The sequence below is a fragment of the Acinetobacter sp. SFB genome, assembly GCF_001647545.1.
GTDB lineage: Bacteria > Pseudomonadota > Gammaproteobacteria > Pseudomonadales > Moraxellaceae > Acinetobacter.
In genome coordinates this window covers 22,765-37,402 of sequence record NZ_LSZH01000013.1, presented here as the reverse complement: position 1 = coordinate 37,402, position 14,638 = coordinate 22,765, and the positions used below count along the sequence as shown (strand labels likewise).

General features: G+C 41.9%; 14 protein-coding genes and 2 pseudogenes. 13 read left to right on the top strand and 3 right to left on the bottom strand.

The features are described from left to right. Positions 1-45 precede the first annotated feature (45 nt). From AY606_RS09560 to AY606_RS09515, 10 genes and pseudogenes are all read left to right on the top strand, one after another. Positions 46-990, top strand: a complete 945-nt coding sequence (locus AY606_RS09560; protein WP_067867563.1) for a VOC family protein — start codon at positions 46-48, stop codon at positions 988-990. A 108-nt stretch (positions 991-1,098) separates the two neighbouring features. Then, on the top strand, positions 1,099-2,505 hold the full coding sequence (locus AY606_RS09555) for an aromatic ring-hydroxylating oxygenase subunit alpha (protein ID WP_067867560.1): 1,407 nt from the start codon (positions 1,099-1,101) through the stop codon (positions 2,503-2,505). Continuing rightward, the gene (locus AY606_RS09550; protein WP_067867557.1) at positions 2,506-3,003 is read left to right on the top strand and encodes an aromatic-ring-hydroxylating dioxygenase subunit beta; all 498 of its coding nucleotides are present in this window, start codon (positions 2,506-2,508) and stop codon (positions 3,001-3,003) included. It begins immediately after the preceding gene. A 43-nt stretch (positions 3,004-3,046) separates the two neighbouring features. After that, positions 3,047-3,265, top strand: coding sequence for a ferredoxin (locus AY606_RS09545; RefSeq protein ID WP_067867554.1), 219 nt, complete (start codon positions 3,047-3,049; stop codon positions 3,263-3,265). Between the two features lie 11 nt (positions 3,266-3,276). Beyond that, a complete protein-coding gene (locus tag AY606_RS09540) occupies positions 3,277-3,813 on the top strand; it encodes a VOC family protein (RefSeq protein WP_067867551.1) in 537 nt (178 codons plus the stop codon). Positions 3,814-3,952: 139 nt separating this feature from the next. Further along, positions 3,953-4,738, top strand: coding sequence for a 2-keto-4-pentenoate hydratase (locus AY606_RS09535; RefSeq protein ID WP_067867548.1), 786 nt, complete (start codon positions 3,953-3,955; stop codon positions 4,736-4,738). Positions 4,739-4,772: 34 nt separating this feature from the next. Continuing rightward, entirely contained in the window at positions 4,773-5,726 is a 954-nt protein-coding gene (locus tag AY606_RS09530) for an acetaldehyde dehydrogenase (acetylating) (RefSeq protein ID WP_067867545.1), read from the top strand. 11 nt (positions 5,727-5,737) lie between these two features. Beyond that, positions 5,738-6,763, top strand: a complete 1,026-nt coding sequence (gene dmpG / locus AY606_RS09525; protein ID WP_067867542.1) for a 4-hydroxy-2-oxovalerate aldolase — start codon at positions 5,738-5,740, stop codon at positions 6,761-6,763. 56 nt (positions 6,764-6,819) lie between these two features. Next, a complete protein-coding gene (locus tag AY606_RS09520; RefSeq protein ID WP_067867539.1) occupies positions 6,820-7,644 on the top strand; it encodes a DUF4116 domain-containing protein in 825 nt (274 codons plus the stop codon). A 64-nt stretch (positions 7,645-7,708) separates the two neighbouring features. Then, positions 7,709-8,014, top strand: a pseudogene (locus AY606_RS09515) (Fic family protein); the annotation flags it as partial. Here the strand turns inward: AY606_RS09515 and AY606_RS09510 are convergent. Then, positions 8,002-9,098: pseudogene (locus AY606_RS09510) on the bottom strand (IS3 family transposase). The pseudogenes AY606_RS09515 and AY606_RS09510 overlap by 13 nt on opposite strands. 1,052 nt (positions 9,099-10,150) lie before the next feature. Here AY606_RS09510 and AY606_RS09500 point away from each other — a divergent pair. Next, positions 10,151-10,375: a hypothetical protein gene (locus AY606_RS09500; protein ID WP_067867536.1), complete on the top strand. Its 225-nt coding sequence runs from the start codon at positions 10,151-10,153 to the stop codon at positions 10,373-10,375. Positions 10,376-10,445: 70 nt separating this feature from the next. On the opposite strand, the gene bioB is transcribed toward AY606_RS09500, so the two are convergent. Both bioB and queG read right to left on the bottom strand, forming a co-directional pair. After that, a complete protein-coding gene (bioB, locus tag AY606_RS09495) occupies positions 10,446-11,435 on the bottom strand; it encodes a biotin synthase BioB (RefSeq protein WP_067867533.1) in 990 nt (329 codons plus the stop codon). 299 nt (positions 11,436-11,734) lie between these two features. Next, entirely contained in the window at positions 11,735-12,829 is a 1,095-nt protein-coding gene (queG, locus tag AY606_RS09490) for a tRNA epoxyqueuosine(34) reductase QueG (RefSeq protein WP_067867530.1), read from the bottom strand. Positions 12,830-12,852: 23 nt separating this feature from the next. Between queG and AY606_RS09485 the strand changes: the two genes are divergently transcribed. Continuing rightward, complete coding sequence (locus AY606_RS09485; protein ID WP_067867528.1) at positions 12,853-14,340, top strand: bifunctional ADP-dependent NAD(P)H-hydrate dehydratase/NAD(P)H-hydrate epimerase; 1,488 nt, start codon at positions 12,853-12,855, stop codon at positions 14,338-14,340. Next, positions 14,333-14,608: an acylphosphatase gene (locus AY606_RS09480; RefSeq protein WP_067867527.1), complete on the top strand. Its 276-nt coding sequence runs from the start codon at positions 14,333-14,335 to the stop codon at positions 14,606-14,608. The genes AY606_RS09485 and AY606_RS09480 overlap by 8 nt, the downstream gene beginning before the upstream one ends. The last annotated feature ends 30 nt before the right edge of the window (positions 14,609-14,638 follow it).

The window sequence follows — 14,638 nt, the reverse complement described above, 5'->3', positions numbered from 1 at the left end:
AAAATCACAGGGGTATTCCGAGGATTGGAATACAGGAGTAACAGAATGAATATTATCGGTATTGATCATTTGGTCTATGGCGCAAATGATTTAAATGCAGCGGTTCAATTTATGCAGGACTTTGGTTTAACTGAAGTCAATAATCAGCCATTTGGGCGTTATTTTGAAACGCTGGATGCGACGGGCATTTTAGTGGCTGAAGCTGAACATCCAGAGCTCCCTGCAAAACTCGCTTCCATTAGCCAGCTGCGTAAAATGGTGTATGGCGTTGCAGATCAGGCGACACTCGATGATATTCAGGCTGAATTAAGTCAAGACCGCGAAGTCAAAATCTTAGCCAATGGCGCACTTGAAACCGTGGATGATGTTGGAATTACCATTGGTTTTCAAATCACTAAACGTCGTGAATTAAATTTACCAGTAGAAAAGATTAATGCACCCGGTGCACCGCATCAACGGGGTTATAACCAGTTAGGTGTCGATCATTCCATTCAAATTCAACCTCGTACTCTAGGTCATACCGCTGTGTTTGTGCCAGATGCAGCCAAAGCTGAAAACTTTTATGTCAATCGTTTAGGTTTCCGTGTCAGCGACCGTTTAGGTGGTGGACCATTCCTGCGCGCAGGTGGTACCACAGACCATCACACCTTGTTCCTGATTCAAGCACCTGAACATATTAAGGGTGTCGAACATATTTCATTCCATCTTTCAGGCCCAAGTGAACTGATGCTAGCAGGGCAGCGCTTTGAAAAAGCTGGACATGAAAGCTTCTGGGGCCCGGGTCGTCATGGCTTAGGTTCAAACTGGTTCTGGTATTTCGATGGTCCACTGGGTTGCCGTTTTGAATACGATGCCGATATGGATCAGCTGGATGCAAGTTGGATTCCTCGTGAGCTGCCATTGCATGAAGATAATGCACAAGCCTACTTACTCGAATTCCGCAAACAAAATTGGGCACCATTTAACGGCCCAGCCAAAAAAGCAGGTTAATGATTTTAGCTTGAGCTTTTAAACCGAACAATTTTAAACCGAGCTGCCCAGCAACGCTCAGGATGAGCGCCAGCCAGGCATAGAGAACAACAATCAGGGAGATGTCGCATGTTTAAGTATATTCAAGTGACTGCGGGAAGTGATGAAGACTATGTAGATCATTTATGTGATCGCGTAGAGGAAAGTTTAAATAACGGTGTTTTACCGATTGACGTGTTCAATGACGATGCGGTGTTCCGCGCAGAAATGGAACGTATTTATACGCGTAACTGGATTTTCATTGCCCATGAAACTGAAATTCCGAATTTAGGCGACTATGTACTACGCCGTTTGGGTTTGGATAAAGTCATTGTGACGCGTGACAGTGAAAATAAAATCAATGTCTTACTGAATCACTGCCGTCACCGTGGTACTGAGGTCTGTCATAACGACCGGGGTAATGCGACCAGTTTTAAATGCCCGTACCATGGTTGGGTGTATAAAAACAACGGTGACTGGATGGGCGCACCGCATATGAAAGATGCCTATGGCGGTAAGCTCGATGCGAAGGAGTGGGGATTACTTCGCGCAGCCAAAGTTGAAAGCTTATATGGTTTTATCTTTGCCTCTTTAAATGAAGATGTGCCTGATCTACGTGAATATCTTGGTGACACGGTGTGGGCTTTGGATGCAATTTTTGGTCTTCATCCGGATGGCGTTAAATTACTCAAAGAACCCGAGCGTTTCCAAGTCAAAGCCGACTGGAAAAGTGGTGCAGAAAACTTCTGTGGCGATGCCTATCACGTCAGTACTGCGCACATGTCTGCAGCAAGTTCAGGTTTTATTCCAAGTGTTAACCAAGTCAGTACCCATGCTTCGGGCTATGACTTTGGTAATGGTAACAGTTTTATTGGCCATAACTTATCCAATATGGTGGGCATTCCATTGCCGAACTGGGGTTATCCACCAGAGCTACAGGCGCAGTTTGATTTGTCGAATTTAGATGAAACACAAATCCAAATGATTAAGGAAATTCCGCCGACCATCGGTACGATTTTCCCGAACTTCAGTTATATGCGTTTGCCGCATCCTTCTGCACCAGGTGAAATGCCGATTCCATTTACCAATATCCGTATGTGGCAGCCGATTGCACCGGGGGTGATGGAGCTGTGGAACTACGAGTTTGAATTTAGCTTTGTCCCTGATGAATATGCTGAAAAAGCCTATGCAGCAGGTCAATATGCCTTTGGTTCAGGCGGTATTTTTGAAGCGGATGATACTGCGGTTTGGGAAGGAATTGCCAAAGGCGGACAAAGCCCGTGGTTGCGTAAAGCCAAAGTGAATTTGCACTATAGCCAAAAACAAACCGGTAAAGATCCGGCATGGCAAGGTCCGGGTGAATTCCATCCATCCATTTACGGTGAATACTGTCAAATCGGGTTCTGGCGCCGCTGGTTAAAAGAAATGCGTGAAGGCAAACAAGCAAAAGTGACATGCTTGGCTGATGAAAATGCACAGCAAAAGGGAGTGGCATAAATGGAATATTTAACACGCGAAACCGTGCATAATTTTTTAGCACAAGAAGCATTATTACTGGATGAACGTCGTTTTGATGAGTGGTTTGCACTGCTAGATGATGACATCACTTATGAAGTTCCACTACGTATTAGCTCACAGCATTTTCAGGACGAATTTCCAGGTGCTGCGTATCGTATACTCGATAAAAAAGCCCATATTAAGGTGCGTATTGATCGTCTGGCATCGGGTCAAGCATGGGCAGAAGTGCCGCCATCACGCACATTACGCGTGATTGGTAGCGTGATGATTGAGCCAACTGAACAGGCAGATATAGTGAATGTACATAGTGCTACCATTATGTACCGTCAACGTGGCCATGATGAACAGGGCGATATTATTCCATACCGTCGCTTGGACACTTTAAAAATTACTGAGCAGGGGGCGCGTTTATTAAAACGTAAAGCGATTTTAACTGAAGCCGTATTACGTACGCCAAACTTGGGCGTGTTTCTGTAAATCAGAAACCGTCCTTCGGACTTGAAATTAAAGGATGAATCTCATGAGCAATCAAACAATCGAAATTATTTTAGACGCGCATCAATGTCAAGGTTATGGCATGTGCCTGATGTCGGAAGATATTTTTGAAATTCCACAAGGCAGCCAAGTGGCCAATTTAAAAATGCATTTTGTGGACATTGACCGTGAAGATGAAGTGAAAGAACTGGTAGGCTCTTGCCCAGCGCAAGCCATTAGTTTCCGTATCTTAGAATCGGCATAAGGAACTGGGTTATGGTGGCTGTACAGAATATGCTGAGTAAGCGTTTCGACCAAATTTGTTTTGTGGTGGAAGACTTGCAACAAGCGATGGATTTTTTCAGTAAAACCAATGGTATTGAAGTTTGGAATGTCGCTGAAGGTTTATCTCAGACGCAAAAAGAAAAAGAGTATTACGGCCAGCCGGGTGATTTTCAATTTAGCTGTGCGTATGGCTTTGCCGGTGAAACGTTAATTGAACTAGCGCGCCATGACGGTGGCAGCAGTGTCTATAAAGACTGGTTGGATGAAAAAGGCAAAGGGCCACATCATATTGGTTTTCGCCAAAAAGATGCGGCTGAATATGCGCAGGCAGAACAGCATTACCTAGATTTAGGTATTCAAAAAGCCATGGCCGGTTTTTTTGAAGGACCGTTTGGCAACTGCCGTTGGGCATATTTTGATACTCGCGAGCAAATTGGCTGCTTTACCGAACTGTACTATGTTGATGGTGAACTTGATCAGCGTATGTCTGAACTAAAAAGTGGCAAAAACGTCAGCATCACCGATTAAGTCATTGCGGCATCAGCCCTGATCCAATCGTTTTTCGATCTGGGCTAAGATTTCTTCAAAAATATTTTAAACAAATGGGGCAGTCATGCTCGGGCGAAGCTTTGCCACAAAAAGCTGAAACTGATACAGGAGCGAACAAATGGTGGCAACAGAACATTCAATTGCAGAGGCTTTATATCAGGCAGAACAAAACCGCCAGCCGATTGCACCCATTCGTGAGCTTTTAGCTGAAGCTGCAACAGTCGATCAGGCTTATGCGATACAAGACATCAATACACAGCGAGCACTGAATAATGGTCGACGTATTGTCGGTAAAAAAATTGGTCTGACATCTTTTTCCGTCCAACAGCAGCTAGGGGTAGATTCACCCGATTTTGGCATGCTGTTTGCCGATATGGCTTATGAAGATGGTCAAAGTATTGCATTCTGCAAACTGATTCAGCCCAAAGTTGAAGCAGAAATTGCACTGGTACTCAAAAGTGATCTGGTGCAGAAAAAGCACACGATTGAGGACATTATTGCCGCAACGGATTATGCCGTAGCAGCCATTGAGATTGTAGATAGCCGTATTGAAAACTGGAAAATATCGTTGTTGGATACTGTCGCTGACAATGCATCGAGTGCCGCTTTTGTATTGGGTCAAAACAAAGTACAGCTTACAGATATAGATTTAGTGAATTGCCTGATGCAAATGACCTGCTCCGGCGAGGTGGTGTCACAAGGCGTTGGTAAGGCCTGTTTGGACAATCCGCTCCATGCTGCGGTGTGGCTCGCAGATGAAATGGTATGTCGGGACCGTCCGTTAAAAGCCGGCGACATTGTACTGACTGGTGCACTGGGTCCTATGGTTGCGGTACAGGCTGGTGCAGCTTATCAGGTGGAAATCGAAGGTTTGGGTTCAGTTACAGCAGCTTTCAGTGCTTGATGGCTTGGGCGAATAAAAAATAAGGATAGAGAGTATGTCAAAAATTAAATGCGCCATCATTGGTTCAGGCAACATTGGCACTGACCTGATGATTAAAATCATGCGCAATGCAAAATATCTGGAAATGGCAGCCATGGTTGGGGCAGACCCTAATTCAGATGGCTTGGCCCGCGCTGCACGTTTCGGTTTTGAAATCACGGCAGAAAGTATTGAAGGTTTGTTAAAACTGCCATCTTTTAAAGAGATTAAAATTGTTTTTGATGCTACCTCTGCCGGGGCACATGCCCATCACAATCAGGTATTACAGCAATACGGTATTCAGGTGATTGACCTGACGCCAGCAGCAATCGGTCCTTATGTGGTTCCGGTGGTGAATCTGGATCAGCATCTGGATGCCCCGAATATCAATATGGTCACTTGCGGTGGTCAGGCAACCATTCCAATGGTGCGTGCAGTGTCTCGAGTGGCTAAAGTGCATTATGCAGAAATCATTGCCTCGATTGCCAGCAAGTCTGCCGGACCGGGCACCCGTGCCAATATTGATGAATTTACCGAAACCACTTCCAAAGCGATTGAAGAAGTCGGCGGAGCAGAAAAAGGCAAAGCCATCATCATCATGAATCCGGCCGAGCCGCCACTGATCATGCGTGACACCGTGTATTGCTTTGCAGAATTCGGTGCCGATAAAGACGCTATTCGCCAATCTGTCCACGACATGGCTGAAGCGGTGCATGCTTATGTACCCGGTTATCGTCTAAAACAGGAAGTCCAGTTCGAAGAATTCAATGCCGATTGTCCAGTGAATATTCCGGGTCTGGGCAAACTTCCAGGCTTAAAAGTGTCTATTTTCCTTGAAGTGGAAGGCGCTGCACATTACCTGCCGGCCTATGCCGGGAATCTCGACATTATGACCAGTGCCGCTTTGGCTGCGGCAGAACGCTTTGCCGAAACTCATTTAAGCCATAGCCAAAAACAAGAAATTGCGTAAGGAGAATTGAAATGTTTGATCAGCAAAGAAAAATCTATGTGTCAGATGTGACCTTGCGTGATGGGATGCATGCGATTCGCCATCAATATTCACTTGATCAGGTACGGCAGATTGCCCGCGCTTTGGATGAAGCCGGTGTGGATAGTATTGAAGTAGCGCATGGCGATGGTTTGCAAGGCTCCAGCTTTAACTATGGCTTCGGCGCACACACAGATTTAGAGTGGATTGAAGCGGTTGCCAGTGAAGTCAAACAGGCTAAAGTCGCAACTTTGTTGTTGCCCGGCATTGGTACTATTCATGACTTAAAAGCGGCTTATGATGCCGGTGCACGTGTGGTTCGTGTCGCGACGCACTGTACCGAAGCCGATGTATCCAGACAGCATATTGAATATGCCCGTGAACTTGGCATGGATACGGTTGGCTTTTTAATGATGAGCCATATGAATACACCGCAAGGTTTGGCCGAGCAGGGCAAGTTGATGGAAAGCTACGGCGCGCAGTGTATTTATGTGGTGGATTCAGGCGGTGCGATGAACATGTATGACATTGCAGAGCGTTTTAAAGCCATGAAAGATGTATTGAATCCTGAAACTGAAACCGGGATGCATGCCCATCACAATCTCAGTTTAGGTGTAGCCAACAGTATTGTTGCTTTAGAGCATGGCTGTAACCGGATTGATGCTAGCTTGACAGGTATGGGCGCTGGGGCAGGTAATGCACCGCTTGAAGTGTTTATTGCAGCGGTTGAGCGGATGGGACTCAACCATGGCTGTGATGTGAAAAAGCTGATTGATGCAGCGGAGGATATCGTGCGTCCGTTACAGGAACGTCCGGTGCGTGTGGATCGTGAAACCTTGGCTTTGGGGTATGCAGGGGTCTATTCGAGTTTCTTGCGTCATACTGAAACAGCAGCTGAAAAATATGGTTTATCGGCATTCGATATTTTAGTTGAGCTGGGCAAACGCCGCATGGTGGGTGGTCAGGAAGACATGATTGTAGATGTGGCGCTAAATATGCTGAAAGCACAGCAGGCTTAAAGATGAAGCACTGATGTCGTTGCAAACATCAGTGCTTTTAAAAAGAAAATATTGAAATGATTCAGAAAATACATTCCTACTATCCAAATGATTTGGCCAATTTAAATGCAGTAAAAGAGCATGGGCTGTATTTACAATATATTGAAAAGCAAGATGATGATTTATGTTACGAGGCAATAATTCAAAACCCTAAAGCGATTAAATATGTAAAGCAGCAAACAGAAGCGTTATGTCTGTTGGCGGTAAAACATAATGGGGATTTATTGCAGTTTATTTCAGATCCAACTTATGCGGTAATTTTAGCTGCAGTTAAAAATGAAGGTTTGGCCTTAAGGCATGTCTTATTTCAAAATGAAGAAATTTGTATTGCCGCGATTCAACAAAATGGTTTTGCCTTAAAATATGTGCGTAAACAGACCGATCTCATTTGTCTGATGGCAGTTTCACTGAATCCGCAAGCGATTAAGTATGTAAAACAGCAAACAGAAGCCCTTTGCTTGTTGGCTGTACGTAAAAATGGTTTAGCGATTAAAGATGTGTTGAATCCAACGGCTGCTATGCTTTTAATGGCCATTGAAAACAATCCAATGTCGATTCAATTTATTCAAAAACCGAGCAAAGATTTATGTGAGCAGGCTGTTAAGCTTCGACCTTATGCAATTCAGCATATAGAAGTGTACTATGAAGACTTATGGCTGAAAGCAATAGAGCAACGGGCTTATGTGATCCAGTTTTTAAAACAATATTCAGAAAAAATTTTGAAATATGCATTAAGTTGTAATCCCGTAAGTCTGAAATATATAAAAAAAGAGTTTCAGTCAGAAGTAATTATTAATTTTGCTCTTTCTAAAGATGCAGCAATGAAAAAGTACATTCGATAATTTTTAAAAAGTGTTTGTAGTTTTAGAAAGAGGAGAGAGGTAGAGGTTTGATTAGCACAGAACAAATCAGGTCTACCGTTTAATGGGAGAGTTATTGCGGTGATTGACTGAAGGTAATGAGCACTCATTAATTCAGAGTTCAGTATTTCATTATGAGTTTATACACCCATTTGCTGATGGCAATGGGCGTATGGGACGTTTATGGCAAACTTTAATCTTAAGCCAGTGGAATCCAATTCTTCTCAATATCCCTGTAGAAAGCTTGATTTATCAAAACCAAAAAGCTTATTACGATGCATTGCAAGCGAGCACAGATCGTTCAGATTCTGCTCCCAGTATCCTATACACGAGACAGCCTCATTTTGAAGCTGCCTCAAAGGCTTCTGGACTCATCCCATCGAGATGCGAATGATGCCTGATTCGATTGTAAAACATCTCGATATAATCAAACACATCTGCACGGGCCATTTCTCGAGTTTTATAGATTCTCTTTTTAATTCTTTCCTTCTTCAAGCTGCTAAAAAGGATTCAGCAACGGCATTATCCCAACAGTTTCCGCGACGACTCATACTGGTAACTAAGTTATGCTTTTGACAGAATCTTTGCCAATCTCCGCTGCTGTATTGTGAGCCTTGGTCTGAGTGTATGATCACAGGTTCATTGGGTCTGCGTCGCCATACCGCTATAAGAATTGCATCTAAAACAATATCCTTGGCAAGCGTAGGTTTCATTGACCAACCGATGACTTTCCTTGAATATAAATCGAGAACCACAGCCAAATATAACCAGCCTTGCCAGGTGCGGATGTAGGTAATATCAGTCACCCACGAGGTATCAGGTATGTTTACACAAACTCTCGATTTAAATGGTTAGGTGGCACAATCTGAGGACGACCACGACCATAGCTTTTATACTTCTTATATCCTCGAACAGCGGCAATGTCATTGTTGTTCATGATCTTCAGCACACGATTAGGCCCACTGTTTTCACCTAGCTCTTTAAGATCCAGCGTGATGCGACGATAACCGTAGATACCATAACTGGCATCATAAGAAGAGCGGATAAGTTGTAATAACCGCGTATCTTCAATAGTCCTGCCTCATTCTGGCTCCTGCAGCCACGCATAATAGCCAGCACGAGCAATCTTAAGAACCCGACACATCGTTTTAATCTTAAATTGATGGCTGTATTGCAGGATAAACTGATACTTTACTCGGGCAGGCTTGCAAAGCGGCGTGAAAGCAGTGCTTTCACTTTAAGATGTCCCGTTCCTCTTCAGTCTGTTTAAGCTGACTTTTAAGGCGTAAGATTTCTTTCTTTGCTTCGAGCAATTCATGTTCATCAGAGTTGTTATGTAAAGGCTGTACTGCCTTTAGCCATTTATAAATGCTGTGCTGTGATACACCTAAACGTTCTGCGACATCAGTGACAGAATATCCACGTTCAGTAATCAATTTAACAGCTTAATCTTTAAATTCTGGAGTATATCGTTGTCCAGTCATAAGGTTCTCTCCTATGCAAAAAGAATAGACGAAATTTGTCTAGGAGAGTGGTGGCAGTCCAAAAGATGGTTAGGTATGTCTAGAATTTTGGTGGCTATTCATAGAGCTATCATGCTTAATAAAGATATAGCTAAAATACTGAGAATTATATGTTACAAAAGGTTAAAATTGATTAATAATGAATCATCCAATTCATGTATCCTGATTTGTACCTTTATATTTCATGTTGAGATTATTTATATTAAATTCAATAGTTTATATTTTTGTTATCGTCCGTCTGGGCCCACCAAATATCGAACCTCATAAATCTTTTTTGTTTATGGGGTTTTTTTATGGCTTTTATTTAATTAAATATCAAAAATGGCTGATCTCTTTAAGGTGGCTTCTTTAAATTAGATTTGAAATTGGTTTATTTTTGGCATTTATATATTAAATAATTTGCTTAGTTTAGCATCATAAATTTGTGTGATTCTTTCTTTATTGTTTTTTTAAACTTTGTTTATATTTATTTTTTAAGATGTATTTTTTAATAATCGAAGGATGGGGTTTGTTAAAGCTGAATCATAGTTTCTCTAATTTCGATGATTTTTCCTGTTTCTTATACAGGTGAAAGAGGAATATTCTTTTTTGTAATTTAGGCAAAAATTATTGCTAAGTTGTTTGAATTATCTCAAAAATATGGTAATAAGTAGTGGTGATTGTTTTTTAATCACACTATTGTTTCAGGATGAAATATATTTAAAAAACTTAATTTTAAAAACAAGCAAAAGGGAGTTTAGAAAATGCTTCAATTACTTATGAAATTATTTTGTTTACATGTCTATGAATATGAGCACATGGAAGAAATTGGGGAACATCATAAGGAATGCAGAAAGTGTGGAGATAAGCCGCTTTAATTGAATTTTATTTATAACAAAGAAGTGAGCATAAAGCTCACTTCTTTGTTTTCAGCACAAAATTGGTAATAATTGATAAGTAAAAATTTTTACTTAGGGCTACGGCCAATGAACAAAGATTTTAAAGCAAAAACTTATATTGTGAATGAGCATCTGGAAGATACATTAACGTGGTTGTGTCATCCTCAAGATAGTTTTGATTCATTCACCTATGATGCGGTTACTCAAGAATTGGCAGTTCATCATGCCAATGGTATAGATATCATTCGGGTGGGGGATTATCTGAATGCGAGTTATGGTATTTTAATTACAGCACATAACTTTGCAGAATAATCTGAAAAATAAATTTCCGAAGAAAAAAAGCCCAATGAGGGCTTTTTTATCAATTATCCGAATGCATCATTTAACTTGCCATTGCATCTACTGATAATTCTTTAATACTAGGTTTGGCTTTTTCTGCAACCAAGCCCAATTTATCAAATAACTGTTTGTCTCTACCTTCACCTGCATTCGGGGTCGTCAAAAGTTTTTCACCAGAGAAAAGAGAATTAGCACCTGCCATGAAAGCCAAGGCCTGATCTGAATCGGATAAAGATTCACGACCGGCAGAAAGACGAATATAGCTCTTAGGCATAATAATTCGTGCAACCGCGATAGTACGAATCCATTCCGTCACATCTAATTTTTCTACATCTGCAAGCGGCGTACCTTCAATTGGAACCAGCATGTTGATGGGTACCGATTCAGGGTGAATCGCTAAGGTTGCAAGTTCGTACAAAAGACCAATCCGATCATTACTGTTTTCACCTAAGCCGACAATTCCACCACTACAGACTTTCATACCTGCCTGACGGACATGATCCAAAGTATTTAAACGATCATCATAAGAACGTGTGGTAATCACATTGGGATAATATTCGCGAGAGGTGTCGAGGTTATGATTATAATAGTCTAAACCCGCCTCACTCAGGCGTTCGGCTTGAGATTGATTGAGCATGCCTAAAGTCATGCAGGTTTCCAAGCCCAGCGCTTTAACTTCGCTGACCATTTCCAATACATAAGGCATGTCGCGTTCATGCGGATTACGCCATGCAGCACCCATGCAGAAACGTGAAGAACCTGAAGCAAGCGCTTCTTTGGCTTCTTGAATCACTTTATCGACAGCAATACGTTTTTCAGCTTCAAGTTTGGAGTCATAACGCGCTGACTGTGAGCAATATTTACAATCTTCAGGGCATTTACCGGTTTTAATTGAAAGTAATGTGCTGACTTGAATGGTATTCGGATCAAAGTTTTCACGATGAATGCATTGTGCCTCAAAAACTAAATCTAAAAAAGGCTGGTTATACAAAGCCTGAATTTCTTCACGTGTCCAGTCATTACGTACATTCATTGGTGAAAATCCATAATCATCATTATTTATTATTTATCATACCTAATTTAAACCAAATCTAAAGGCATAAAAAGCCAAATTTCATGGTATCTATCGATGATTTTGAGTCAATATTACTAATTATAAGATTATAGATTTAGTTACAAACTAAGACTTATTTCTTTGAATATAGTTGCAAAGTTTTTAATAGGATTTTTTATTTTGTTCTGAAGTGGAGAGTATTTTTTTTATAGAGATAAAACTTTGCTTATATCTGGAAAATGATAAACCTGAAAAAATTTCGGAAATAAATGAAACATCTACATGGATTTAGCCAGCTGTTCCTGAATTGCCCAGTCAATATGGACTTGCACAATCTCATCATGCAAATCACGCGTTTGCTTTAAAGTTTCCAAAATTTCATGACCAAAGGGTGCATTTCCCAAGCCAATCGCAATGTTTCGCATAAAGCTTTGATAACCGGTACGCCGTATTGGACTGCCTTCAGTCTTGGCTAAAAAGGTCGGTTCATCCCAGTGCCATAAATCCAGTAAGTTGATCTGATCCAAACCATGTCGCGGATTAAAATCTTCAATCGTGGCTTTCTTGGCAAAACTATTCCATGGACAAATCAATTGGCAGTCATCACAGCCAAAAACACGGTTACCAATACCACGACGTAATTCTTCAGCAATGATGCCTTTATATTCAATGGTTAAATAAGCAATACATTTACGCGCATCCAACATATAGGGTTCGACAATAGCTTGGGTTGGACAGATGTCGATACAGGCGGTGCAAGATCCACAATGCTGGGTTGCAGGGGAATCGAAGGGCAAATCCAGCGAAGTAAACAGTTCGCCCAAAACAAAGAAGGAACCTGACTTTTTATGAATCAATAAGGTGTGTTTTCCTGTCCAGCCCATGCCGGCATTTTCAGCTAAAGATTTTTCAAATACCGGTGCAGAGTCAGCAAAAGGACGCGATTCAAAATCTCCAACCTTTTCACGAATGATGCTGGCTAAAGTTTTTAAGCGGCCACGCATGGTTTTATGGTAATCGCGACCACGGGCATAGCGTGCAATGATGGCTGCATTGGGTTCATCTGGAACATAACGCGCTTTAGGGGTTTCCACCAGATAATTCATGCGTACGCAAATAATGCTTTTGGTACCGGGAACCAGCAGAGTCGGATCGGCACGTTTTGCTAAATTTTCTTCCAGAAACTTCATATCGCCATGATAACCGCGCTTCAAATATTCTTGAAAACGTGGCAATTCTTCTTGAGCATCAGGTTTGGCAATGACACAATCACTGAAGCCTAATTGCAAAGCTTGGGCTTTAATCCACGCTTTTAGCGCTTCAGGATCATATTGATCTAAAGGTATTTTCTGTGACGGTGTGGATGTTGCCATAATTTAACAAGAAGGGAAGAACAATGCGTCAGCAAGTTTATCATAGCCCCGTTTATTTGAGCCAAAGTATTCAAGCATGGGAGCAACGCTGGTTTGCCAAGCAAAACCGTTCTTATGCCTTGATGCAGCAAGTTGCCTGGATGATTGCGCAGCGCCTGATTCCCATTTTTCAGCATCAGAAAATACAAAATATCGCTGTATGTTGTGGACAAGGCAATAATGCAGGTGATGGATATTTAACGGCTCAATATTTAAAACAGGTTGGTTTTAATGTCGAGATTTATGCCGTTGAACTGGGTTCTTCAACAGATTTGCATACGGCTTATCAAGAAGCTGTCGCTGCCGAAATAAAAATTTATTCAGGTTTTAATTTTCAAAAACAATATGATTGTTATATCGATGCATTATTTGGCATTGGGTTAAATCGGGAACTCAGTGCTGATTGGCAGCAGATTATTACAAGTATGAATGCCCAGTCAGGTTTAAAAATTGCCATTGATGTTCCCAGTGGCTTACAGGCCAATAGCGGTCAACCCTTACCTTGTGCAATTAAAGCCGATTACACCTATTCAGTTTTAGGGTTAAAAGTAGGGTTATTTACCGGACAAGGTAAAGAGTTTGCAGGGCAGATTGAGGTTATTTCCCTGATTCCGACAGATGCAGAACTTAATCCAGTCGCCCATCTCTCACCTGATACAATTTCATTGCCCGAGCGTCAGGCATTTGGTCATAAGGGCAGTTATGGTCACGTGCTTGTGGTTGGTGGACATGCCGATATGGGCGGTGCAGTGATGATGGCGGCTGAATCGGCTTTTAGTGCCGGTGCAGGGAAAGTCACGATTGTCTGCCATGAAAAACATCACACCGCGATTTTGGCACGCTCACCGAATATTATGCTACGTGATATCAATGCCTTGACTAACATCGAAATTCAGCAATTATTAGATCACGTCGATGCGATTAGTTTTGGTATGGGTTTAGGACGAGATAGTTGGTCAGAACAACAATTTTTTAAATGGTTTTCTAAAATCAATACCGCTGAATATTTACAGGTAGTATTGGATGCCGATGCTTTATGGTTCTTGGCTGGACATCCTGAATTGTTAAAACCAGATAGTTATGCGACCCCACATCCGGGTGAAGCGGCAAAACTTTTAAATTGTTCTGTCAAAGAAATTGAAAATGATCGGATTGCAGCGATTCATCAACTGCAAGAAAAGTACGAAGGACAATGGGTACTCAAAGGTGCAGGTAGTTTGATTTTAGAAGATCAGCTCTGGATTTGCACCAAAGGCAATGCCGGTATGGGAACGGGCGGCATGGGAGATGTACTGGCTGGTATGGTGGCCAGTTTGAAAGCGCAATTTGCCGGCCACATCCATCTGCATGAAATCGTCACTTTACATGCCTTGGCAGGCGACTGGCTGGCGAAAAAAGGGATGCGCGGTGTGCAAGCGCATCATATGAATCAAGCGATCTATCATGTGGTGAATGGGAGCGATGATGAATAAGGCGATTAAACTCATCATTCAGGGTAAGGTGCAAGGTGTGGGCTACCGGCGCTGGTTTGAACAGCAGGCTTTAACATTAGAACTCAAAGGCTATGTGAAAAATCTAGAGAGTGGTGAAGTTGAAGCTGGGGTTGTCGGTACGGAACATCAGATCCATTCAATCATTGACCGTAGTTATATAGGGCCATCCCTTGCCGAAGTTTCAAAGATCATTCAAGTTGAATATGAGCAAGCACCGGATTTTATCGCATTTAAAATATTGCGCTGAATGTGGATTTGGATAAAAACGATTTAAGAG

Bases quoted from the DNA above. Each gene is read 5' to 3' on its own strand.
- AY606_RS09500 (WP_067867536.1), top strand. From the start codon at position 10,151: ATGAACAAAGATTTTAAAGCAAAAACTTATATTGTGAATGAGCATCTG.
- AY606_RS09485 (WP_067867528.1), top strand. From the start codon at position 12,853: ATGCGTCAGCAAGTTTATCATAGCCCCGTTTATTTGAGCCAAAGTATT.
- dmpG (WP_067867542.1), top strand. From the start codon at position 5,738: ATGTTTGATCAGCAAAGAAAAATCTATGTGTCAGATGTGACCTTGCGT.
- AY606_RS09535 (WP_067867548.1), top strand. From the start codon at position 3,953: ATGGTGGCAACAGAACATTCAATTGCAGAGGCTTTATATCAGGCAGAA.
- AY606_RS09480 (WP_067867527.1), top strand. From the start codon at position 14,333: ATGAATAAGGCGATTAAACTCATCATTCAGGGTAAGGTGCAAGGTGTG.
- bioB (WP_067867533.1), bottom strand. From the start codon at position 11,435: ATGAATGTACGTAATGACTGGACACGTGAAGAAATTCAGGCTTTGTAT.
- queG (WP_067867530.1), bottom strand. From the start codon at position 12,829: ATGGCAACATCCACACCGTCACAGAAAATACCTTTAGATCAATATGAT.
- AY606_RS09530 (WP_067867545.1), top strand. From the start codon at position 4,773: ATGTCAAAAATTAAATGCGCCATCATTGGTTCAGGCAACATTGGCACT.
- AY606_RS09520 (WP_067867539.1), top strand. From the start codon at position 6,820: ATGATTCAGAAAATACATTCCTACTATCCAAATGATTTGGCCAATTTA.
- AY606_RS09550 (WP_067867557.1), top strand. From the start codon at position 2,506: ATGGAATATTTAACACGCGAAACCGTGCATAATTTTTTAGCACAAGAA.
- AY606_RS09555 (WP_067867560.1), top strand. From the start codon at position 1,099: ATGTTTAAGTATATTCAAGTGACTGCGGGAAGTGATGAAGACTATGTA.
- AY606_RS09545 (WP_067867554.1), top strand. From the start codon at position 3,047: ATGAGCAATCAAACAATCGAAATTATTTTAGACGCGCATCAATGTCAA.
- AY606_RS09560 (WP_067867563.1), top strand. From the start codon at position 46: ATGAATATTATCGGTATTGATCATTTGGTCTATGGCGCAAATGATTTA.
- AY606_RS09540 (WP_067867551.1), top strand. From the start codon at position 3,277: ATGGTGGCTGTACAGAATATGCTGAGTAAGCGTTTCGACCAAATTTGT.